The 16840-nt window shown below is 68.1% G+C and carries 14 protein-coding genes; 4 read left to right on the top strand and 10 right to left on the bottom strand.

All coding sequences use genetic code 11. The features are described 5' to 3' along the window. Positions 1–107 precede the first annotated feature (107 nt). A complete protein-coding gene (ftsH, locus tag AB0M08_RS00160; RefSeq protein WP_364485891.1) occupies positions 108–2120 on the top strand; it encodes an ATP-dependent zinc metalloprotease FtsH in 2013 nt (670 codons plus the stop codon). Continuing rightward, positions 2117–2764, top strand: a complete 648-nt coding sequence (gene folE, locus AB0M08_RS00155) for a GTP cyclohydrolase I FolE (protein WP_364487082.1) — start codon at positions 2117–2119, stop codon at positions 2762–2764. Before ftsH ends, folE begins: the two co-directional genes overlap by 4 nt. A gap of 4 nt (positions 2765–2768) precedes the next feature. Here the strand turns inward: folE and AB0M08_RS00150 are convergent, their stop codons facing one another. The 3 genes from AB0M08_RS00150 to AB0M08_RS00140 are packed head-to-tail and all read right to left on the bottom strand — an operon-like array spanning position 2769 to position 6393. Next, positions 2769–3029, bottom strand: coding sequence for a hypothetical protein (locus AB0M08_RS00150; RefSeq protein WP_364485888.1), 261 nt, complete (start codon positions 3027–3029; stop codon positions 2769–2771). An 11-nt stretch (positions 3030–3040) separates the two neighbouring features. Next, entirely contained in the window at positions 3041–3727 is a 687-nt protein-coding gene (locus tag AB0M08_RS00145) for a hypothetical protein (RefSeq protein ID WP_364485885.1), read from the bottom strand. Further along, positions 3724–6393, bottom strand: a complete 2670-nt coding sequence (locus AB0M08_RS00140; RefSeq protein WP_364485882.1) for an FtsK/SpoIIIE domain-containing protein — start codon at positions 6391–6393, stop codon at positions 3724–3726. The genes AB0M08_RS00145 and AB0M08_RS00140 overlap by 4 nt, the downstream gene beginning before the upstream one ends. Positions 6394–6771: 378 nt before the next feature. Here AB0M08_RS00140 and AB0M08_RS00135 point away from each other — a divergent pair, with 378 nt between their 5' ends. After that, entirely contained in the window at positions 6772–7215 is a 444-nt protein-coding gene (locus AB0M08_RS00135) for a hypothetical protein (RefSeq protein WP_364485879.1), read from the top strand. A gap of 1 nt (position 7216) precedes the next feature. Here AB0M08_RS00135 and AB0M08_RS00130 read toward each other — a convergent pair whose 3' ends face one another. The 7 genes from AB0M08_RS00130 to AB0M08_RS00100 all read right to left on the bottom strand — a co-directional run bounded on the left by AB0M08_RS00130 (position 7217) and on the right by AB0M08_RS00100 (position 15659). Then, positions 7217–7819, bottom strand: a complete 603-nt coding sequence (locus AB0M08_RS00130) for a hypothetical protein (protein ID WP_364485877.1) — start codon at positions 7817–7819, stop codon at positions 7217–7219. After that, entirely contained in the window at positions 7816–8931 is a 1116-nt protein-coding gene (locus tag AB0M08_RS00125; protein WP_364485874.1) for a M23 family metallopeptidase, read from the bottom strand. The genes AB0M08_RS00130 and AB0M08_RS00125 overlap by 4 nt, the downstream gene beginning before the upstream one ends. Continuing rightward, the gene (locus AB0M08_RS00120) at positions 8928–9473 is read right to left on the bottom strand and encodes a hypothetical protein (protein WP_364485871.1); all 546 of its coding nucleotides are present in this window, start codon (positions 9471–9473) and stop codon (positions 8928–8930) included. The genes AB0M08_RS00125 and AB0M08_RS00120 overlap by 4 nt, the downstream gene beginning before the upstream one ends. Before the next feature lie 6 nt (positions 9474–9479). Beyond that, entirely contained in the window at positions 9480–11438 is a 1959-nt protein-coding gene (locus AB0M08_RS00115; protein ID WP_364485868.1) for a DMT family transporter, read from the bottom strand. A 1-nt stretch (position 11439) separates the two neighbouring features. Beyond that, positions 11440–14922, bottom strand: coding sequence for an ATP-binding protein (locus AB0M08_RS00110; RefSeq protein ID WP_364485865.1), 3483 nt, complete (start codon positions 14920–14922; stop codon positions 11440–11442). Positions 14923–15022: 100 nt separating this feature from the next. Next, a complete protein-coding gene (locus tag AB0M08_RS00105) occupies positions 15023–15385 on the bottom strand; it encodes a hypothetical protein (protein ID WP_364485862.1) in 363 nt (120 codons plus the stop codon). Between the two features lies 1 nt (position 15386). Next, positions 15387–15659, bottom strand: a complete 273-nt coding sequence (locus AB0M08_RS00100) for a hypothetical protein (protein WP_364485859.1) — start codon at positions 15657–15659, stop codon at positions 15387–15389. A gap of 363 nt (positions 15660–16022) precedes the next feature. Between AB0M08_RS00100 and folP the strand changes: the two genes are divergently transcribed. Further along, positions 16023–16832: a dihydropteroate synthase gene (gene folP, locus AB0M08_RS00095; RefSeq protein ID WP_364487079.1), complete on the top strand. Its 810-nt coding sequence runs from the start codon at positions 16023–16025 to the stop codon at positions 16830–16832. The last annotated feature ends 8 nt before the right edge of the window (positions 16833–16840 follow it).

Here is a 16840-nt window from a genome sequence, read left to right as displayed (position 1 = left end):
CGACCAGCGGCGGGGTATCGGTTCACGGCAGCCGCCGGTGGGCGGTGACGTTGAGGTGACCAGGACGCCGATCAGGAGGGTCCGGGCGCTTGGCGCCCGACAACAGTATGGAACGTACGCGTTTCTTCCGCCGCCCGGTGGTCTGGATCATTCTGGTGATCATCGGCGTTGTGGCGCTGAGCTCTTTCTTCACCAGTGGTCCCAGCTACCAGCGGGTAGACACTTCGGTCGCCCTTGAGCGTCTGAATCAGCCGGGTATCGAGAAGGTCGTCCAGAAGGACAAGGAGCAGACGCTCCAGATCGATCTCGTCACCGCCGAGCGGTTCAACGGCAAGACGACGAACAAGATCGAGACCCAGTACCCGTACGAGATCACTTCCGAAGTCTGGAATGACATCGTGCAGGCCAAGGCGGCCGGCCGGATCACCGGCACCGCCAACGCCACGGTCTCCGGCGACAACATTCTGCTGAGCCTGCTGATCAACCTGCTGCCGATCGCCATTCTGGTGGTCCTGCTGCTGCTGTTCATGTCGCAGATGCAGGGTGGCGGCTCGCGGGTGCTGAACTTCGGCAAGTCCAAGGCGAAGATGATCACCAAGGACACGCCGAAGACGACCTTCGCCGATGTGGCCGGTGCCGACGAGGCCGTCGAGGAGCTTCAGGAGATCAAGGATTTCCTGCAGAACCCGGCGAAATACCAGGCTCTCGGCGCCAAGATCCCCAAGGGCGTGCTGCTCTTCGGCCAGCCCGGTACCGGTAAGACGCTGCTGGCCCGCGCGGTCGCCGGCGAGGCCGGGGTGCCGTTCTACTCCATCTCCGGTTCGGACTTCGTCGAGATGTTCGTGGGTGTCGGCGCCAGCCGGGTCCGCGACCTCTTCGAGCAGGCCAAGTCGAACGCCCCGGCGATCGTCTTCGTCGACGAGATCGACGCGGTCGGCCGGCACCGCGGCGCCGGCATGGGCGGCGGTCACGACGAGCGCGAGCAGACGCTCAACCAGCTCCTCGTCGAGATGGACGGCTTCGACACCAAGGGCGGCGTGATCCTGATCGCGGCCACCAACCGGCCGGACATCCTCGACCCGGCGCTGCTGCGCCCGGGCCGGTTCGACCGGCAGATCCCGGTGGACAACCCGGACATGGAGGGCCGCAAGGCGATCCTGCGGGTGCACGCCAAGGGCAAGCCGTTCACGCCCGACGTCGACCTCGACTCGGTCGCCCGGCGGACCCCCGGGTTCTCCGGCGCCGACCTGGCCAACGTGATCAACGAGGCCGCGCTGCTGACCGCCCGCAACGAGAAGCGCGCGATCTCCAATCACTTCCTCGAGGAGGCGATCGACCGGGTCATCGCCGGCCCCGAGCGCCGCACCCGGGCGATGAGTGACAACGAGAAGAAGATCACCGCGTACCACGAGGGTGGGCACGCGCTGGTGGCCTACGCTCTGCCGCACTCCGCGCCGGTGCACAAGGTGACGATCCTGCCGCGTGGCCGCTCGCTCGGTCACACGCTGGTCCTGCCGACCGAGGACAAGTACACCCAGACCCGCGCCGAGATGATCGACACCCTGGCGTACGCGCTGGGTGGCCGGGCCGCCGAGGAGCTCGTCTTCCACGAGCCGACCACCGGCGCCGGCAACGACATCGAGAAGGCGTCCGGCCTGGCCCGCGCCATGGTCACCCAGTACGGCATGAGCTCCAAGCTGGGCGCCGTGAAGTACGGCACCAGCGGTGACGAGCCGTTCCTGGGCCGCAACATGGGCCACGAGCGGGACTACTCCGACTCGGTCGCCGCCGACATCGACGCCGAGGTGCGGGCGCTCATCGAGCTCGCGCACGACGAGGCCTGGGAGATCCTGGTCGAGTACCGCGACGTCCTCGACGAGATGGTCCTCGAGCTGATCGAGAAGGAGACGCTCACCCGCGAGGACATGGACCGGATCTGCGCCCGGGTGCAGAAGCGGCCCCCGATGGCGCCGTTCAACGGTTTCGGCAAGCGGCTGCCCTCCGAGGCCCCGCCGGTGCTCACCCCCGCCGAGCGGGAGAAGCTGAAGGCTCAGGCCGAGGCGGACGGCCAGATCGCGGTCGGCAACCCGAACGCGAACGGTGCGGAAGGCAGCAACTGATCATCGAGCACGACGAACTCGACTACCTCGCCGCCCGGCTGGTCGACGGCAAGCTCACCGGTACGCCGGTGGAACAGGCCGTCGACCTCGGGCGGATCGAGAAAGCGGTCCGGGAGATCCTCATCGCCATCGGCGAGGACCCGGACCGCGACGGTCTCCAGCGGACCCCCGCGCGGGTCGCCCGGGCGTACGCGGAGCTCTTCGCCGGCCTCCGGGTCGACCCGGCGAACGTGCTCACCACCACCTTCGAAGCGGACCACGAGGAACTCGTCCTGGTTCGCGACATCGAGGTGCAGAGCATGTGCGAGCACCACCTGCTGCCGTTCAAGGGTGTCGCGCACATCGGCTACATCCCCGGCACCGACGGGCGGATCACCGGCCTGTCGAAACTGGCCCGGCTGGTCGAGGTCTACGCGCGCCGCCCGCAGGTCCAAGAGCGCCTCACCTCGCAGATAGCCGACCTGCTGATGGCGAAGCTGGGTGCCCGCGGCGCGATAGTCGTCCTGGAGTGCGAGCACCTCTGCATGGAGATGCGCGGCATCCGCAAGGTCGGCGCCCGGACGGTCACCTCGGCGGTGCGCGGTGCCTTCCAGACCGACGGCAAGGTCCGCGCCGAGGCGATGGCACTGATCAACGCCCGTTAGCCGGCTAGATCATGCTCCGGAACATGTTGGCCGATTCGACGGCCGTACGGGAGAGCTGAATCGCCTCGTCGAGACGGAGCCGGGCCTGTTCCAACTGGTTGATCGCGGCGACCGCGGCGGGGTGGAAAGAGCCGACCGCGGTCACCCGGAGCAGCGCCAGCGACTGGTCCAGCTGGTCGGCCGCGGCCTGGATGCCGGCCACCGCCCGGTCCGCCCCGTCGATCGACGCGGCGATGCCGACCTTGACGTCCTCGACGTTCCCCATGGACTCTCCCCTCAGAAGATCGCCTGGACGCCGACGCCCATGCAGGTGAGCAGCACAGGGGTCAGGCAGGTGACGATGCCGAGCACCGGCGTACGGTCCACCGCGGCCCCGTCGTTGCCCCAGACGAAGCCGATGGTGGCCCAGCCCATCCCGAAGGCGAGCAGCGGCATACTGAGCCCGCAGAGCAGCGTGTAGGTGGGCAGCGAACCGCTCGGCGCGACCAGGTAGAGCACGATCTGCACGAGCAGCACCACGGCCGCGAGAGGACCGTAGACCAGTAGGTTGCGTGCCCAGGGCCGGGCCGGTCCGAGCGGGACGGGCCCGACGAAGGCGTGGTCGGCGGCGTCGGCGGTGGCGCGCGCCTCCCGGACCGCCGCCAGCACCGCGGCCGGTCCCCCGGCGACAGCGGCGGCGGCTTGCGCCCGGTCGTTCTGCTGCGGCGCCAGTTCGTGTTCGGGTACGCCGAAATCCCGGACCAGGCGTGCCCGCTGCGGGGCCAGACGTGCGCGTACCGAGGAGAGCTCCTGACGTGCCGCCGTGATCGAAGCGCTCTGCTCACCCGCCGCCGAGTTCGCGGCCCGCCGCACCACGTCCAGCTCCCGGGCCGCGGCCAGGTAATCCGCCCAGGGTTCCGGGCCCGGATCCCGCGGACCCGCCTGCCCGGGGATCACGCCGCTCTGCTCTGCCTGATCCGTCACGGGGCGTCCTCGGGGTCCGGCTGCACGAACGGAACGATCGTGGCGGTGCTGTCGTTGTGACGGTCGTGCAGCAGCGCCCGGTTCGGCCGGGGATGCCAGTCGACCGGCCGGCCCAGCATCAGCGTCACGTCCGACTGCGGCACGTTCAGGAAGAGCAGCCCGGCCACGTCCTCACGGCCCATGCTGCCGCCGGTCTCCTCGGTGAACCGGCGCACACCCCGCCACCAGGAGAGCAGGTGCGCGCCCCGGCTCGGGCCCTCACGCAGCAGCTGCCGCAGCCCGCCCAGGCTGCCCGGCGGCGCCGCATCCATGCCGAAGACCACGCGGTATCCCGGCTGGTCGGCGGTGAGCTCGGCGGCCAGCCCGGCGGCGTCCACCACGACCACCTCCTGCCGGTGACCGATCTCGGCGGCCAGCGCGGCGGCGAGATCGTCGCCCTCGGCCACCAGCGAGGCGATCACGAACCGGGTGCTGCGCGGCGCGTGACAGGCCGCCACGCTGCGCGCCGCGGCGTCCAGCACCTCGGAACCGGCCCGCTGTGAGCCGAGGATCGCCAGGTGCCGCCCGGGCGAGGAGTCCAGCGGGAAGGCCGCGGTCGTCAGGTTCACGTCGATCACCCGGCCGACCAGTGCCGCCGGCCGGCCGGCCCGCCCGGCCAGCGCGGCCCGGTAGGCGGGGTCGTCGGCGAGGTGCTGGTGCGCATAGCCCGCGAAGATCCGCGGCGGGACGGCCTCCGGGTCGCGGGCGCCCCACAGCCGGTGCCGCAGGTCGCTCAGCAACTCCTGATCGGCGTGCGGGTCGGGGAACCGGACCACCCGCTCGTGGCCCCGTGTGGCGCCCCGTGGGCCGCCGAGGCCGCCGGCGGTGTTCACCACCGCGCTGCCGAGTGGAAGGCCCGCAGCGGAGTCGTTGGTGGGCTCCAGGACGTCGCCACCGCCGGGCAGGGCGATCCGGACCGGGAACTGACCGAAGATCGAGTCGCGTTTGGCGTAGAGCGCCTCGACGCCGAGCACCGTCTGACTGGCCAGGACCAGATGGATCCCGTACGACCGTCCCTTGCGGGCCAGCGACTCCAGCAGCGCCACCGCCTCGCCCGCCGTCGGGTCGTTCCCGGCCAGCAGCACCTGGAACTCGTCGATCACACAGAGGATCCGGGGCAGCGCGCGTCCCCGCCCCTCCTCCACCGCGACAGCTCGCAGATCGGCGAAGCGTGTCACCCCGGCCCGCTTGTACGCCATCGACCGGCGGCCCATCTCGGCCTCCAGCTCACGCAGGACGGCCAGGCCGTACTCCCGGTCGGACTCGACGCCGACCGCCCGTGCGTGCGGCAGCCAGGTCCGGTCCCGCTGCGTCGGTACGAACTCGGCGAAGGAGATGCCCTCCTTGAAGTCGAGCAGGTAGAGCGCGAGCTCCTCCGGGCCGTACCGCGCGCCGAGGCCGTAGAGCACGTTGATCAGGAAGGCGGTCTTGCCGGCGCCGGAACGCCCGCCGACCATCCAGTGCGGCGTCAGGTCGTTGAAGCGGAGCACCAGCGGCACGTCGCCGTTGTGCCCCACCACGGTCTCCACACCACCGGCGGCGTCCGCGCTCCACAGCTCCTCGGTGGGCTCCGGCAGCAGGTCGGCCAGGGTCACCGCGGACGCCGCCGCGGTGTGCTCCACCAGCTCCTGACAGACCGCGTCGATCAGGTGCGGCGGCGGCTCCTCGTCCAGGAAGACCGGCGCGTTCAGCCAGGGCGCGTCCGGCGTCGACCCGAACGTCCCGCCGGGCGGGTCGCCGATCACCGCGTACGGATTGCGCAGCGAGATGGCCGTGGTCCGGGGCAGCGGTGCCTGGGTGGTCTCGGCGGTCAGCGGAGGCGGCGGCCACCCCGCCACGATCATGTGCAGCCCCGCGTCCGGCCCCTGCTGGGCCAGCGCCGCGATCCGGCGCAGCTCCTCGCCCTCGGTCATCTCCGGCAGACTGGCGATGACGAGCAGCATCATCCGGTCCCGCTGCTTCTTCGGCCGCGCCGCCCCGGACTTGTGTCCACCCGCCCGACCCGGGCTGTTCCCACCGCGCGCCGGGCGCAGCCACTTCTCCGCCTCGGCCAGCACATCCCGAAGCCCCTGCCGATCGGTGGCCGGCGGCGACATCAGCCCGGCATCGGCCAACTCCTCGAACGGCGCGAAGACCGACCCGCCTCCGACCCCGTCCACCGCGCGCACCAGCAGCGACCCGGCCGGCGCCGCCGCGAGCAGACGCAACAACAAGGCCCGGAGCAGCCCGAACACCCGCGGATCGGTCGCACTCCCGTCAACGGTCAGATGCCCGCCCCCGAGCAACGGCACAATCGCCGGAAACCGCACGTCATCGAGGGGTTGCGCCACCCCGACCCGCACGAACTGCGGCGCCGGCCCATCCCCGGCCGCCGCAGCCGCCGGCAGCCCATCCCCGAGCGGCGCGGCCGGCGACAACGCGTCCAGCGGCGCTCCCAGCCACCCCGGCGCCAACTGCGCCGCAGCCACCCGCAACTGCTCCGCCAGCCGATGCTGCTCCCTCGGATCGGCCACGCTGGGCGCGAACGCCTCCAACGCCGCGGCGGCCGCATCCACCGTCGCCACCGCCTGCCGGTGCAGAGCAGCGGCCTGCCGGACCCGCAGAGCCGAATCCGCCACTGCCCTCACCTCCTGTCGCGCGCATAAAACCTATCCCAGACCGACCCTGCTCCACGCAATGCGCCCCCCGGGTGCTTTCGCGCCCCCGCTCAGCCCCCACCACCTCGTCCTTTGCGGATGCCACCTACCGGCCACCACCCTCCCGCCCAGGGACGCGGGTTGATGCGCACCCACCCCGACACCACCCTCGCCACCTCAAATGTCGCCGGGAGGGGTGACCCCTTCCCGGTCGTGATGAGACGGTCCAAACCAATTACTGTCATAGACATGCAGCCACACGACCCCGAGAGCGCTGTCACCCCACCCCCGGATGCCACGGTCACGGGCACCCGGCCGTCGACCGCGAGGTTGAAGGGTGGACGACTGCGGAGCCGACGGGCGAGGCTATTGCTGGCGCTGGGCGCGGGCATCATGGCACTGCTCTGCTTGGGCGGAGTCGGGGTTTTTGTCGCCCTTTACGACGATGCTACCGAAATCAAGCGCACAGCTCCTGACGCTGTAGCTGATAGCTTTATTCGTGCCTACTTGGTGAATCGAGACGATAACGAAGCTCAGCTCTATGCCTGCAGCGACGGGTTTGACTACGGGCCGATCTCTTCATTGAGAACGGAAATTCTCAACCGTGAAAAGAAGTTTGATGTTACGGTTTCGGTAACCTGGAGTACGTTGACCCTTTCTTCTAAAGGTCAATCCGAGACTCGAGTAAGTACCGATCTTACAATCGCCGGATTTTCCGATGGGGTTTCTGTAAGCAGGCGCACCGAGAATTGGTCCTTCGATCTCGTTGATCATGGCGGCTGGCGGGTTTGTGGCGCTGTGAAGTCTGCGTAAACTACTCAATCCATATTCGGTTAATCGGAATTTCAAGTGTACTTGGAATCTTGCCGCTCCATCCCCATCTGTACCAGTCGAGTTCATTTGTTACGCGAACGCATACCTCGCCGTCGTCGCTGAAGTGAGACTCCGTCACTACGCGTAGATCTCGGCGCTCTCGGCCGCTTTCGAGTACCCGGATTGCGCGATGTCCAGTGATTGATGCAGTATCACTCGCCTTGGTGGGCGGACGTCGAGGGGGCTCGTCGAGCGAAACGGGATTATTTCCGTGGATGCCTAGAGGGGTTGTTCCGGAAAGGCCGTACTCTTCAACCCAGACTCGTTCAACGGGAACTAGAACGGCAAATACTTCAGTCTTTTCCGATTCGGCTCTATACCATTCAGACTCGGCCATCACGGGGATATATGTCCGACTTCCTTGGACCACCCTGTCGTCGGCTCGGAGATCTCCACGCCAACCGTGCCCTGGTAATCCGATGAGAACTCGGCGACCACGTAACTCGCTAGCCATAACTGCATTGGTTGGAACGATCGGACGTGGTGGCTCCAAGGCGTCCTCGTCGCGCATCGAAAATGGATCCGGTATCGACCTGTCGGTCATCCTTCGCCGCCCAGAGGGGAACCCTGCTCGCGCATGAACTGGACGGGGTCGACTGCGCCTGCGCTCGACCTGTCGTAGTTCAAATGTACTTCGAAGTGGAGGTGAGGGCCGGATGAGTTGCCGCTGGTGCCGACGCGGCCGATGACCTCGCCGGCGGTCACCGTCTGATTTTCACGAACGAATGGGCGTTGCACCATGTGACAGTATCGGGTCATCACATTACCGGCGTGTTGGATCTCCACCATCCATCCGCAGCCGCCCTTGCCCGGGTACCCGTCGACGTTGCAGCTCTTCCGCCCGCTGAAGTCCTCATCGCACTTCACCACCGAGACCACGCCGCTGGCGGCCGCGACGATCGGCGTGTAGCGGCTGGCAATCAGGTCGACGCCCTGGTGGGTGGGGCGCTCCGGGCTACGGAAGCCCGATCCGACCTCGGCCTTGACCGGGATGGTCCAGCCGGATGCCGCGATCTGGCCCGCGGCTGCGCACACCATCGTGACCGAATCGCCCACGGCGTTCGCCGCGCCGTCGGCCAGTAGGTTGACGATTTGGGTGGCTACCGGCTCGTGCTTGGCGTACGCATCCGGATAAGCGCTGATCTGTACGGCCTGGGCCGCCCGGGTCAGCGACATGGCCTCCCAGCCGTCGATCGTCTTGAGTTTCTCGTAGAACTTGGTGCTGGCGTACACCGGATCCTGGATCTGCTCCGGTGTTCCCCATCCCGAACTGGGCCGCTGCTGGAACAGCCCCAGGGAGTCATGGTCGTTGTCGGAGCCCAGGTACCCGAGGTTGACCAGCCGCGACTCCTGCATGGCGGTCGCAACGGCGATCACCCACGCGCGTGGCGGCATCTGCAGGTCCGAGCCGACGTTGATGATGATCGCCGCGTTCCGCATCTGGTCCGCGCCGTAGTTGCGAATCCGTGGCAGCTTCGAGTCGGGATCCACCGCGCCGCCCTTGCCGCAGCCCAGTGACGCGTTCAGGCTGCTCTGCTGGTCGTCACCGAGCAGATTGAGGAGCATGACGGTGGTGGCTCCGCCGCAGCAGAGGAGGGCCAGGGTGACTACCAGGGAGACCAGTAGGAGGGCCTTCCGCGGCCGCCGGAGGCTCACGCGGCCTCCCAGTCGATGCCGTCGACCAGCCAGTGTCCGTCCGGTGCCACCAGGCGGAGGCTGAGTTTCCCGGTGTCCATGGTGACCACCGCATTGGCCATCGAGTCGTTGACCGGTTCCAGGCTCGGCCGGCCTACCACCTGATTCGCCGGTACGCCCGCCGGGTCGACGCCGCGTAGCTGGCCCGCGAGGTCGGTGGTGGCGTTCGGCTGGAGCCGGTTGAGCCACTTCTTCGCGGTCACGTCCTTGTGGTCCACCCACGCCGAGGCGAACGCGTAGGCGACGGCCTCCGGCTGAGCCCGTCCCGGACTGGTCTTCAGCGTCGGCGCCGTCTCCGGCGAGACGACGCTGTCATCGTCCGACGGATCGATGCTGATCGCCGGGGCGGGGGAGCCGAGACCCAGCGAGGGCGTCGTGGACTCCCCGTCGGAGAAGACCCGGCCGATGCCGACGATCGCCAGCACGATGACGGCTAGTACCAGGGCTACACCCCAGCGAGTGCGGAAGATCCCGGCGAGTCCTCGTGCGATCAGTCCGGCCATGCCCGATCACCTGGCCTCGGAACGCACCCGGGGAGTGGCCGGCTCCTGGGTGGTGGCACCCGTCTCCGGCCGGTAGATGGCGTAGGACGTTGGGCGCTCTGCCACTTCGGGTTCGGTCCATTCCGGGGTACGCCGTGCACGAGCCGGGGCGTTCTGCCGAACCTCCGGCTCGCTGGTGGGCGTGTCCTCACGAACCAGTTCCCGGCCGTCCGGCCGGGTGGGCGTTTGACCGCTACCCGGCGCGTTGCTGTCCGCCTTCTCGCCGCGAGAGGCCGCCGAGTGGGCCGGATCCTCGAGCCGCGCCTCAGGCCGAAGACTGCGTTGTTCGACGAAGATGATCCGTCCGTCCTTGCCCATGGTCGGCTCACGCGTGCCGCCGCCCTCGGCGATCTCCAGCTTGGCGGCTTCGCGGACGTCCCGGAAGAACCGCCGATGCCACGACCCGCCGGACGCGATCGCCGCGGCACCGTCCTTGCCCCCGAGCTGGGTGATTCGCCGATACGGCCGCAGCAGTAGCCACCCGACAACCCCACAGAGCCAGACCAGCACCACCTGCAGCCACCCGGGAAGGGTGGCCGTATTCATAATGAGATCTACTGCAAAAAGGTAGATTGCTGCGCCTGTGCCAAAAATTGCGATGTTGAATACGGCTGCGACGACAGCGTTCCCAAGTCGCCTAATTCCTGCGCTGGCCGGGCGTAAGAGTCCAACTGTGCCGAGGATCGGCGCGGCGATTACTGCCCATCGAAAGACTAGGAATCCAAGTAGTACAAGGATTGAAGCCGTCAGGTCGAACATGGCAAACATGAGCGCAGCGAGCACGGCGATGAAACCCGACCCGATGCGGTCCATTCCGTTGACCCCCTGGAGGTATTCATAAGCCTCTGGGTCATCTTTCTTGATTTGTTCTGCTACCTTTTCCCACTGAGTATTCTTGGCGTTCAGTGTAGCCTGGCGGGTTTCTGGGTTATCGCGAATTTTTTGAACTTCGTCCCAAGTTAGGGAGCGTGCGTCGTAGAGTGCGCGGCCGTATTTATTGGCGGTTTCGCTATCTGCTGACCCGAGAATTCCGCGAAGCCAGTTGCGATATAGCATGGTGTCTGTTGCGGTGTCGCTTGCTCGCACTGCAGGTGGGCGATTGTCATCACAAGCGCCTGGAGTCGGATCATCGCATTTATCGGCCGGTGTTTCCTGCGCTTGCGGTCCGACTGCTTCATGAATTGTGCTGAGTGAAGTTATCAAGCTTTGGTCTGCGATGGTAGCTGAACGTACCGGCCAGGCTGCAATTGCGGTAACAATAACCATTACAAGGATTGCCCACCCGGCGGTGGTTGTTGCTGCCCCCATGTCTGCCTGCCGCGAACGCCAGAGGAGGTATATTCCGACGACTGCTAGGGTGATTACGCCGAATACGCTGAACACCTTCTCGTATACGGCCTTTGTTGCCTGATCTACAAGAGGATCCGCCCATCCCCACATTGTTTGAGGATCCCATGCGCGTTCGCGGAGTGCATTGGAGGCGCCGATGATGGCAGTTGCGATCATGAATTCGCCATTGGCGACTGTTGTTTCAAATTTGTAATCTGGGTCAATTAGAGTAGAGGCGCATCCGCTATCTAGATCGTAAGTCGTATAGCTGTATCCGGCATACCCGTATTGACTGTAAATTCCTTGAGGTCCGGGCTGTGTGGATGATGCCGGGCGTTCGGCGAACCAGCCGGCTAGGCCGGAGTCTGGGGTGCTTGGGGTTGGGGGGAGTAGGCACTGGGCCCGTGCGCTCGTTACGTCGGCCAATCGGGAGACGCAGGACTTGAAGTCCTGCTGCCACTCCTCCGTGCTGCAGGCGCCTCCTGGTGCTCTGGTCGGCGCGGCGTACGCACCCGCTGGCGTCGCCACCGCCCAGGCGATCGACGCTACTACCACGACCACCATCGTCGAAAAAAGCGCCAACCCCCGTCGCACCATCTCAAACCTCCAGGTCGGACGGGAGCGGTACCACAGCGGGGGCTGCTGCCGCTCCGGGCGTAGTGTCCAGGTGTTCCAAGAGTCCATCGACGTACGAGACATCGACGCGGACTTTCTGGACCCGCCCGTCCACGTCCCGCATCACGAACTCACGGAAGCCGAGCCGGTGCTGTGAGGAGGTGTCCACCTGGGACAGTGAGGCCAGTGTGGCCTCATAGCCGTCGTGGACCGGGACCCGTAGCAGCCGGAGTGCTTCGGAGGCGATCTCCTGGTCCTCGGCGATCCGGCCGACGAAGACGGTGGAGACCAGGTTCTGCACGTCCAAGCCGAGGATGTCCCTCGGGTTCTGGGACGCGACCAGCGCGGCCAGGTTCCACTTCCGGGAGTCGCGGGCGAGCCGGACCAGGAACGAGCGCCCGGACCGCCAGCCTTCCATGAAGTGTGCCTCGTCGAGGCCGACCATTTTGCGCGAGGACATCGAGCCGCCGTAGCAGCGGCGTACCGCGAGCCGGTGTGCGGTGTGCAGCATCGGCAGGGCGAGGGATTCCTCGGCCGACCAGTACTCCCGCTCGATCTTGAGGTCGGGGAGGCGGAGGCCGGCCATGGTGATCACGGTGAGGGCCGAGTCGGCGCCGAGCAGGTGCTGTGGCGAGCGGCCGAAGAAGAGCATGGCCAGCGGCATCTCGGCGGTGTCGAGGAGCAGGTTGGCCAGCTCCCGGCCCTCGTCGTCGTCCAGGCCCTGCAGGGTGGTGACCACGTCGTCCAGTGTGGACGTCTCCTCGGCCGGGACCTGGCGTACGGCGTGCCGCAGCAGGGTGGCCGTGGACGCCTCCTTGGCGACCTGGGGTGGCACCAGCATCGAGCAGATGTCCTGGACCAGCATGCGGCGCTCGGCCCGGGCGTTGGAGATCGCGATCTCGTACTCCCGGTCGCCTGCCGGGCCGTTCGGGAACTCGGACCGCACCGGGGTCGGGATCAGCGAGTACGGCGCCAGCGTCCCCTGTTCCGAACCGGTCAGGTTCAGCACCCGGGAGTACGGCCGCAGCTCCGGCATCTCGCAGAGCCGGGCGAGCGGCCCGGACGGGTCGAGCAGGGTCACCTGGACGCCGCGGCGGGCGTTGAGGTACCCGAGCGCACCCATCAGCGTCGACTTGCCGCCGCCGGGCTCGGCCACGAAGACGCCGAGTCCGGAACGCTCCCGCACCTCCATCGGGAAGTGCAGGTCGAGGAAGACCGGCCGCCGGCAGGTTCCCGCCGTACGCCCGATCAGGTCACCGCGCCGGTCGCCGACGGTCGACGCGGCCTGCGGCACGGCGGCCGCGAGCAGCTTGACCGGCATCCGCCGGACGTACCCGGTGTTGGCGATCGGCTCGCCGGGGATGAACTCGCGGGCCAGTTGGTCCTGGTTCTTCGGGTGCTGCAGCGAGATGCGCAGTTCGCGGGAGTAGAGCTGGATCAGCCGGCGGGCGCGTTCCAGGCACTCCTCGCGGGTGGCGCCGCTGACCGCGATCCGGTGCCAGCCGTGTGCCCGGGCCGAGTCGGTGGGCAGGCCGGTGGTCATCTCGTCACCGATCACCAGGGCGCGCTTGGCGAGGCGCTCCAGTTCGGGCGGCGCGTCGATGCCGTGCTCGGCGTAGTCCAGCTGCTGCGAGCGGATCATCCGGAGCCGGTGCTCGAGGTTCCGGAACGAGCTGGTCGAGCCGAGGATGTCGATCCGGGAGGAGAGCTCCATCGGCCACGGCAGCCGCTCGTGGAAGTGCATCCACGGCTCGTGCTTCTCCGGGATCTCCAGCGGCTCCATCCGGCCGACGGAGAGGACCGCCACGTGCCGCTCCTCGCCGCTCATCCGGTTCACCAGCTTGACGGTGGAGCCGTACGGCGTCCGGTACCGCTCGACCTGCTCGGTGAGCGCGAGCAGGTCGCCGGTCTCCCAGTGGCCGTTGGTGACCGGGGAGAGGAGTCCGGGCGGGGCCATGCCGAGCGCCACCGAGCGGAACAGCAGCCACTCCAGCTCCTGCGGGGTGACCCGCCGTCCGCGCATGCCGAACGCGTTCAGCACCTCGTCGAACTGCTCGACGGTCCGGCCCAGCTTGCGCCGTTCGCCGTCGGAGGTGCCCTTGCCGAACGCGCGCAGGATCCGCTCGGAGAAGGTGTCGCCGAGCGAGCGCCGGGCGAAGGTGACCCCGAGGTACGTCTGCCCCTCCGCGTGGTTCACCGAGAGCAGGTGCCGCTGCGCCGCGACGAGGTGGTCGGACCAGGAGGTGCCCTGCTGCACGTCGGGGAGCGGTTTGGTGGTGAACGAGTCGACCGTGCGGGCCCACTCGTCCGCCGGGAACGGCCGCGTCGTGCGCCGCAGGTGCAGCCGGAAACCGGCCAGGCCCGCGTACTGCTCGGAGATCGCGCTGAGCAGCGCCTCGCGCTCCGCGTCCGGCCGGAACGCCCAGCGCACCTCGGGTAGGTAGTACCAGGCCGTCACGGTGCTCTGGGTGAAGGTGAGGTGCCCGGCGATCTCGGTGATCGCGAGCTCGATCGCCGGATCGCGGTCCCCGAATTTGATCTTGTGAGGCCGCAGTGGCGCGACCTTGGCCGGCTGCGGTGGCTGGGCCGCCGCACGCCGGGCCGGCGACTTCTCCCGCCTTTTTGCAGGAGCCTTCTCCGGTACGGGCACGGGAAGTGGTGCCGGGGCCGGCCGCTCGACGACCTGCCGATCCCGCCCCCGGTCGGTCTGCGGTTGCTGCCAGAGCGCCGGCCAGTCGTCGTACTGCGACTCCAGCTCCAGTTCGGACTCCGTGACGGCGGCCCGCTCGGCCCGTGGCGCGGGCGGTGCGGGCGGCGCCGGGGGAGCGTAGGCGGCCGGTGAGATCGGACGGCCCGAGGGGACGGGAGCCTCCGGAGCGGCGGGCGGCTCCGGCTCGGCGTAGAAGTCAGGCTCCGGCCCGACCGGAGCCCGCGTGATGGGCGCGCCCTTCCAGCCTCCGGTGTTCGGCGGCGGCTCCACCGCCTCCCGCCGCCTCGGCGGCTCCGGAAGGATCGTCGGCTCCCGCAGGTAGTCCCGCGGGTCCGCGGCAGGCGCCGCGGCGGCGGAGGGGGAGGGAGACGCGGAGGAGGAGGGGGGCGCGACGGAACCCGGCATAGCGGAACGCGGCGTAGCGGTGGGCGACGCGGCGGCGGGCGGCGCCGATACGGGCCGCGACCTCCCGCCGGCCCCGTTCCGCGGAAGATCACCCGGAAGAGGTGCCGGCTGGGTCGTGGGCCGGGGTGCCGCCGGGGCGGGCGGCAGCGGCGCCGGCGTGCTCGTACCCCCGAAGAGGTCCAGGAACGGCGAGTCGATGTCGAGATCGTCGACCGGTGCGGGGCCCGGGGCCGCCGAGCGTGACGGCGACTGTGGAGCCTGGAAGACCCCGACCCCGCCGTGGCCCGGCGCGACCACCATCTCGTCCGAATTGTCTAGTGATTCAGGCGAAGAGTAGTCGTTCGGGCGCATTCCGTTACTCTGCCTGCCCGCCGAAGACGCGTCCGCGCGGGGATGCCCGTGCGGATGGGTTCCACTCATTGCTGAACACCACCGACCATGACCCAGCTGGTCATACCAACTCCTCCCGGACCCGGATGCGAGTTGCGACAAGTCGCGGATCGCGTCGCTCCACGGCGGGCTCGCGCGTGCGTCGCCAGTCGGTGAGCGCGGTACGGATGACGACTCGGGCCGGCCGGTCCGGGTCGACATGCCGGAACACATACGACGTACTGACCATGGCCAGGGATATCTCCCAGGCGGGGAACGGGTCGAAGTCGAGCGTGATCAGGTAGTGGATGACCATGAAGAGCGGCACCAGTACGACGAACATGCCGTACTGCGCGTACGGCAGGTGCACGGGCAGCGTGTACCCGGGCGGGCCCAGATAGACAAGGCGTGCCCGGTAGATGTCGTCGTCGGTCCGGAGCCGCATCTCAGTTGAAGATCAGCTTGATCAGGTAGTCGCCGACGAAGAAGAGCGTGGCGGCGCCGGCGATGAAGGCCAGGCCCACGATCGCGATCGCCGAGCTGGTCAGCACCTTGGAGATCTCGCCCCGGCTGGCGCGGCCGATGAAGATCACGCCGAGCACCGCGAGCAGGATCGGAGCGATGTTGCTCGCGAAGAAAGTGACGATGCCTTCGGTGTTGATGCCCTTGGGATCGGCCGCCAACGTGGCGACGTGGCCGGCGAGCTCAGTGGCAGTCATCGGTAAACCTCCCCGTGTCCGGTATGGGGGGTACGGACACGCTGCAGTTGTGAAGCCGTGCGGCAACGCCCATATCGTGCTGCCTCAAGCTCACCACGTCGAGTGAGCCGTTCGGGCACTGCCATGCTCATCTGCTCTCTTCGGTCACTTCATGATGCCCAGTTCCGAAGAGTACGGCCCGTACTTGCGAGCAACAAGCGCCCGTTTCGTTACCCAAGGTGAAGGAGTGGATGAATCAGTGTCACCGGGCATCGTACATGTGTTCGAGAACAAACCGGGCCGTAGGCTCGACCCGTGCCGAAATCGTCGACAGATGCCCAGCTCACCGGTGCTGAACTACTCCGGTTGGACCGCCCGGTAGTGATGGGCGTCCTGAACGTCACGCCGGACTCCTTCTCCGACGGAGGCCGTTACTCCGACCTGGCTTCCGCCGTTGAACATGGCATTTCCCTGTACGGGGAGGGTGCGGACATCGTCGATGTCGGGGGCGAGTCGACCCGTCCCGGCGCCGAGCGGATCGACGCCGCGACCGAGGCCGCCCGGGTGGTCCCGGTGATCGAGAGCCTCGCCGCGGCCGGCGTCCCGATGAGCATCGACACCACTCGAGCCGCGGTTGCCGAGGCAGCGCTCGCGGCGGGAGCGATCGCCGTCAATGACGTCTCCGGTGGGCTCGCCGATCCGTCGATGGCTTCGGTCGCCGCCGCGGCCGGTTGCCCGTGGATCCTGATGCACTGGCGCGGCCACTCCCGCGACATGCAGAAACTGGCCACATATCGGGACGTGGTTTCCGAAGTCCGGGACGAACTCAGTGCCCGCGCCGACGCCGCGATCGCCGCCGGTGTGGACGCCGGCCGGATCGTCCTCGACCCGGGTCTCGGCTTCGCCAAACAGGCCGAGCACAACTGGGCCCTCAGCGCGCACCTGGAGGCCCTGACCGGCCTCGGTTTCCCGGTCCTCTTCGCGGCCAGCCGCAAGACCTACCTCGGCCGTGTGCTCGCCGGTCCGGACGGCACGCCGCGCCCGCCCGACGGCCGCGGGGCCGCTACGCTCGCCACCTCGATCCTGGCCGTCGCGTCGGGGGCGTGGGGGGTCCGGGTGCACGAGGTCCGCGACACCGTCGACGGTCTCGCCGTGTGGCGCGCGACCGGCTCACCGCGTTTCACCAAGATTTAGGGGTACGC

The organism is Actinoplanes sp. NPDC051851 (genome assembly GCF_040681165.1).
GTDB lineage: Bacteria > Actinomycetota > Actinomycetes > Mycobacteriales > Micromonosporaceae > Actinoplanes.
This window is presented reverse-complemented; position numbering and strand designations above follow the sequence as displayed.

Coding starts and splice junctions, on each gene's coding strand:
- AB0M08_RS00100 (WP_364485859.1), bottom strand. CDS start 15,659: ATGACTGCCACTGAGCTCGCCGGCCACGTCGCCACGTTGGCGGCCGAT.
- AB0M08_RS00120 (WP_364485871.1), bottom strand. CDS start 9,473: ATGGCCGGACTGATCGCACGAGGACTCGCCGGGATCTTCCGCACTCGC.
- AB0M08_RS00110 (WP_364485865.1), bottom strand. CDS start 14,922: ATGCGCCCGAACGACTACTCTTCGCCTGAATCACTAGACAATTCGGAC.
- AB0M08_RS00150 (WP_364485888.1), bottom strand. CDS start 3,029: ATGGGGAACGTCGAGGACGTCAAGGTCGGCATCGCCGCGTCGATCGAC.
- AB0M08_RS00105 (WP_364485862.1), bottom strand. CDS start 15,385: ATGCGGCTCCGGACCGACGACGACATCTACCGGGCACGCCTTGTCTAT.
- AB0M08_RS00130 (WP_364485877.1), bottom strand. CDS start 7,819: ATGACCGACAGGTCGATACCGGATCCATTTTCGATGCGCGACGAGGAC.
- ftsH (WP_364485891.1), top strand. CDS start 108: ATGGAACGTACGCGTTTCTTCCGCCGCCCGGTGGTCTGGATCATTCTG.
- folP (WP_364487079.1), top strand. CDS start 16,023: ATGGGCGTCCTGAACGTCACGCCGGACTCCTTCTCCGACGGAGGCCGT.
- AB0M08_RS00115 (WP_364485868.1), bottom strand. CDS start 11,438: ATGGTGCGACGGGGGTTGGCGCTTTTTTCGACGATGGTGGTCGTGGTA.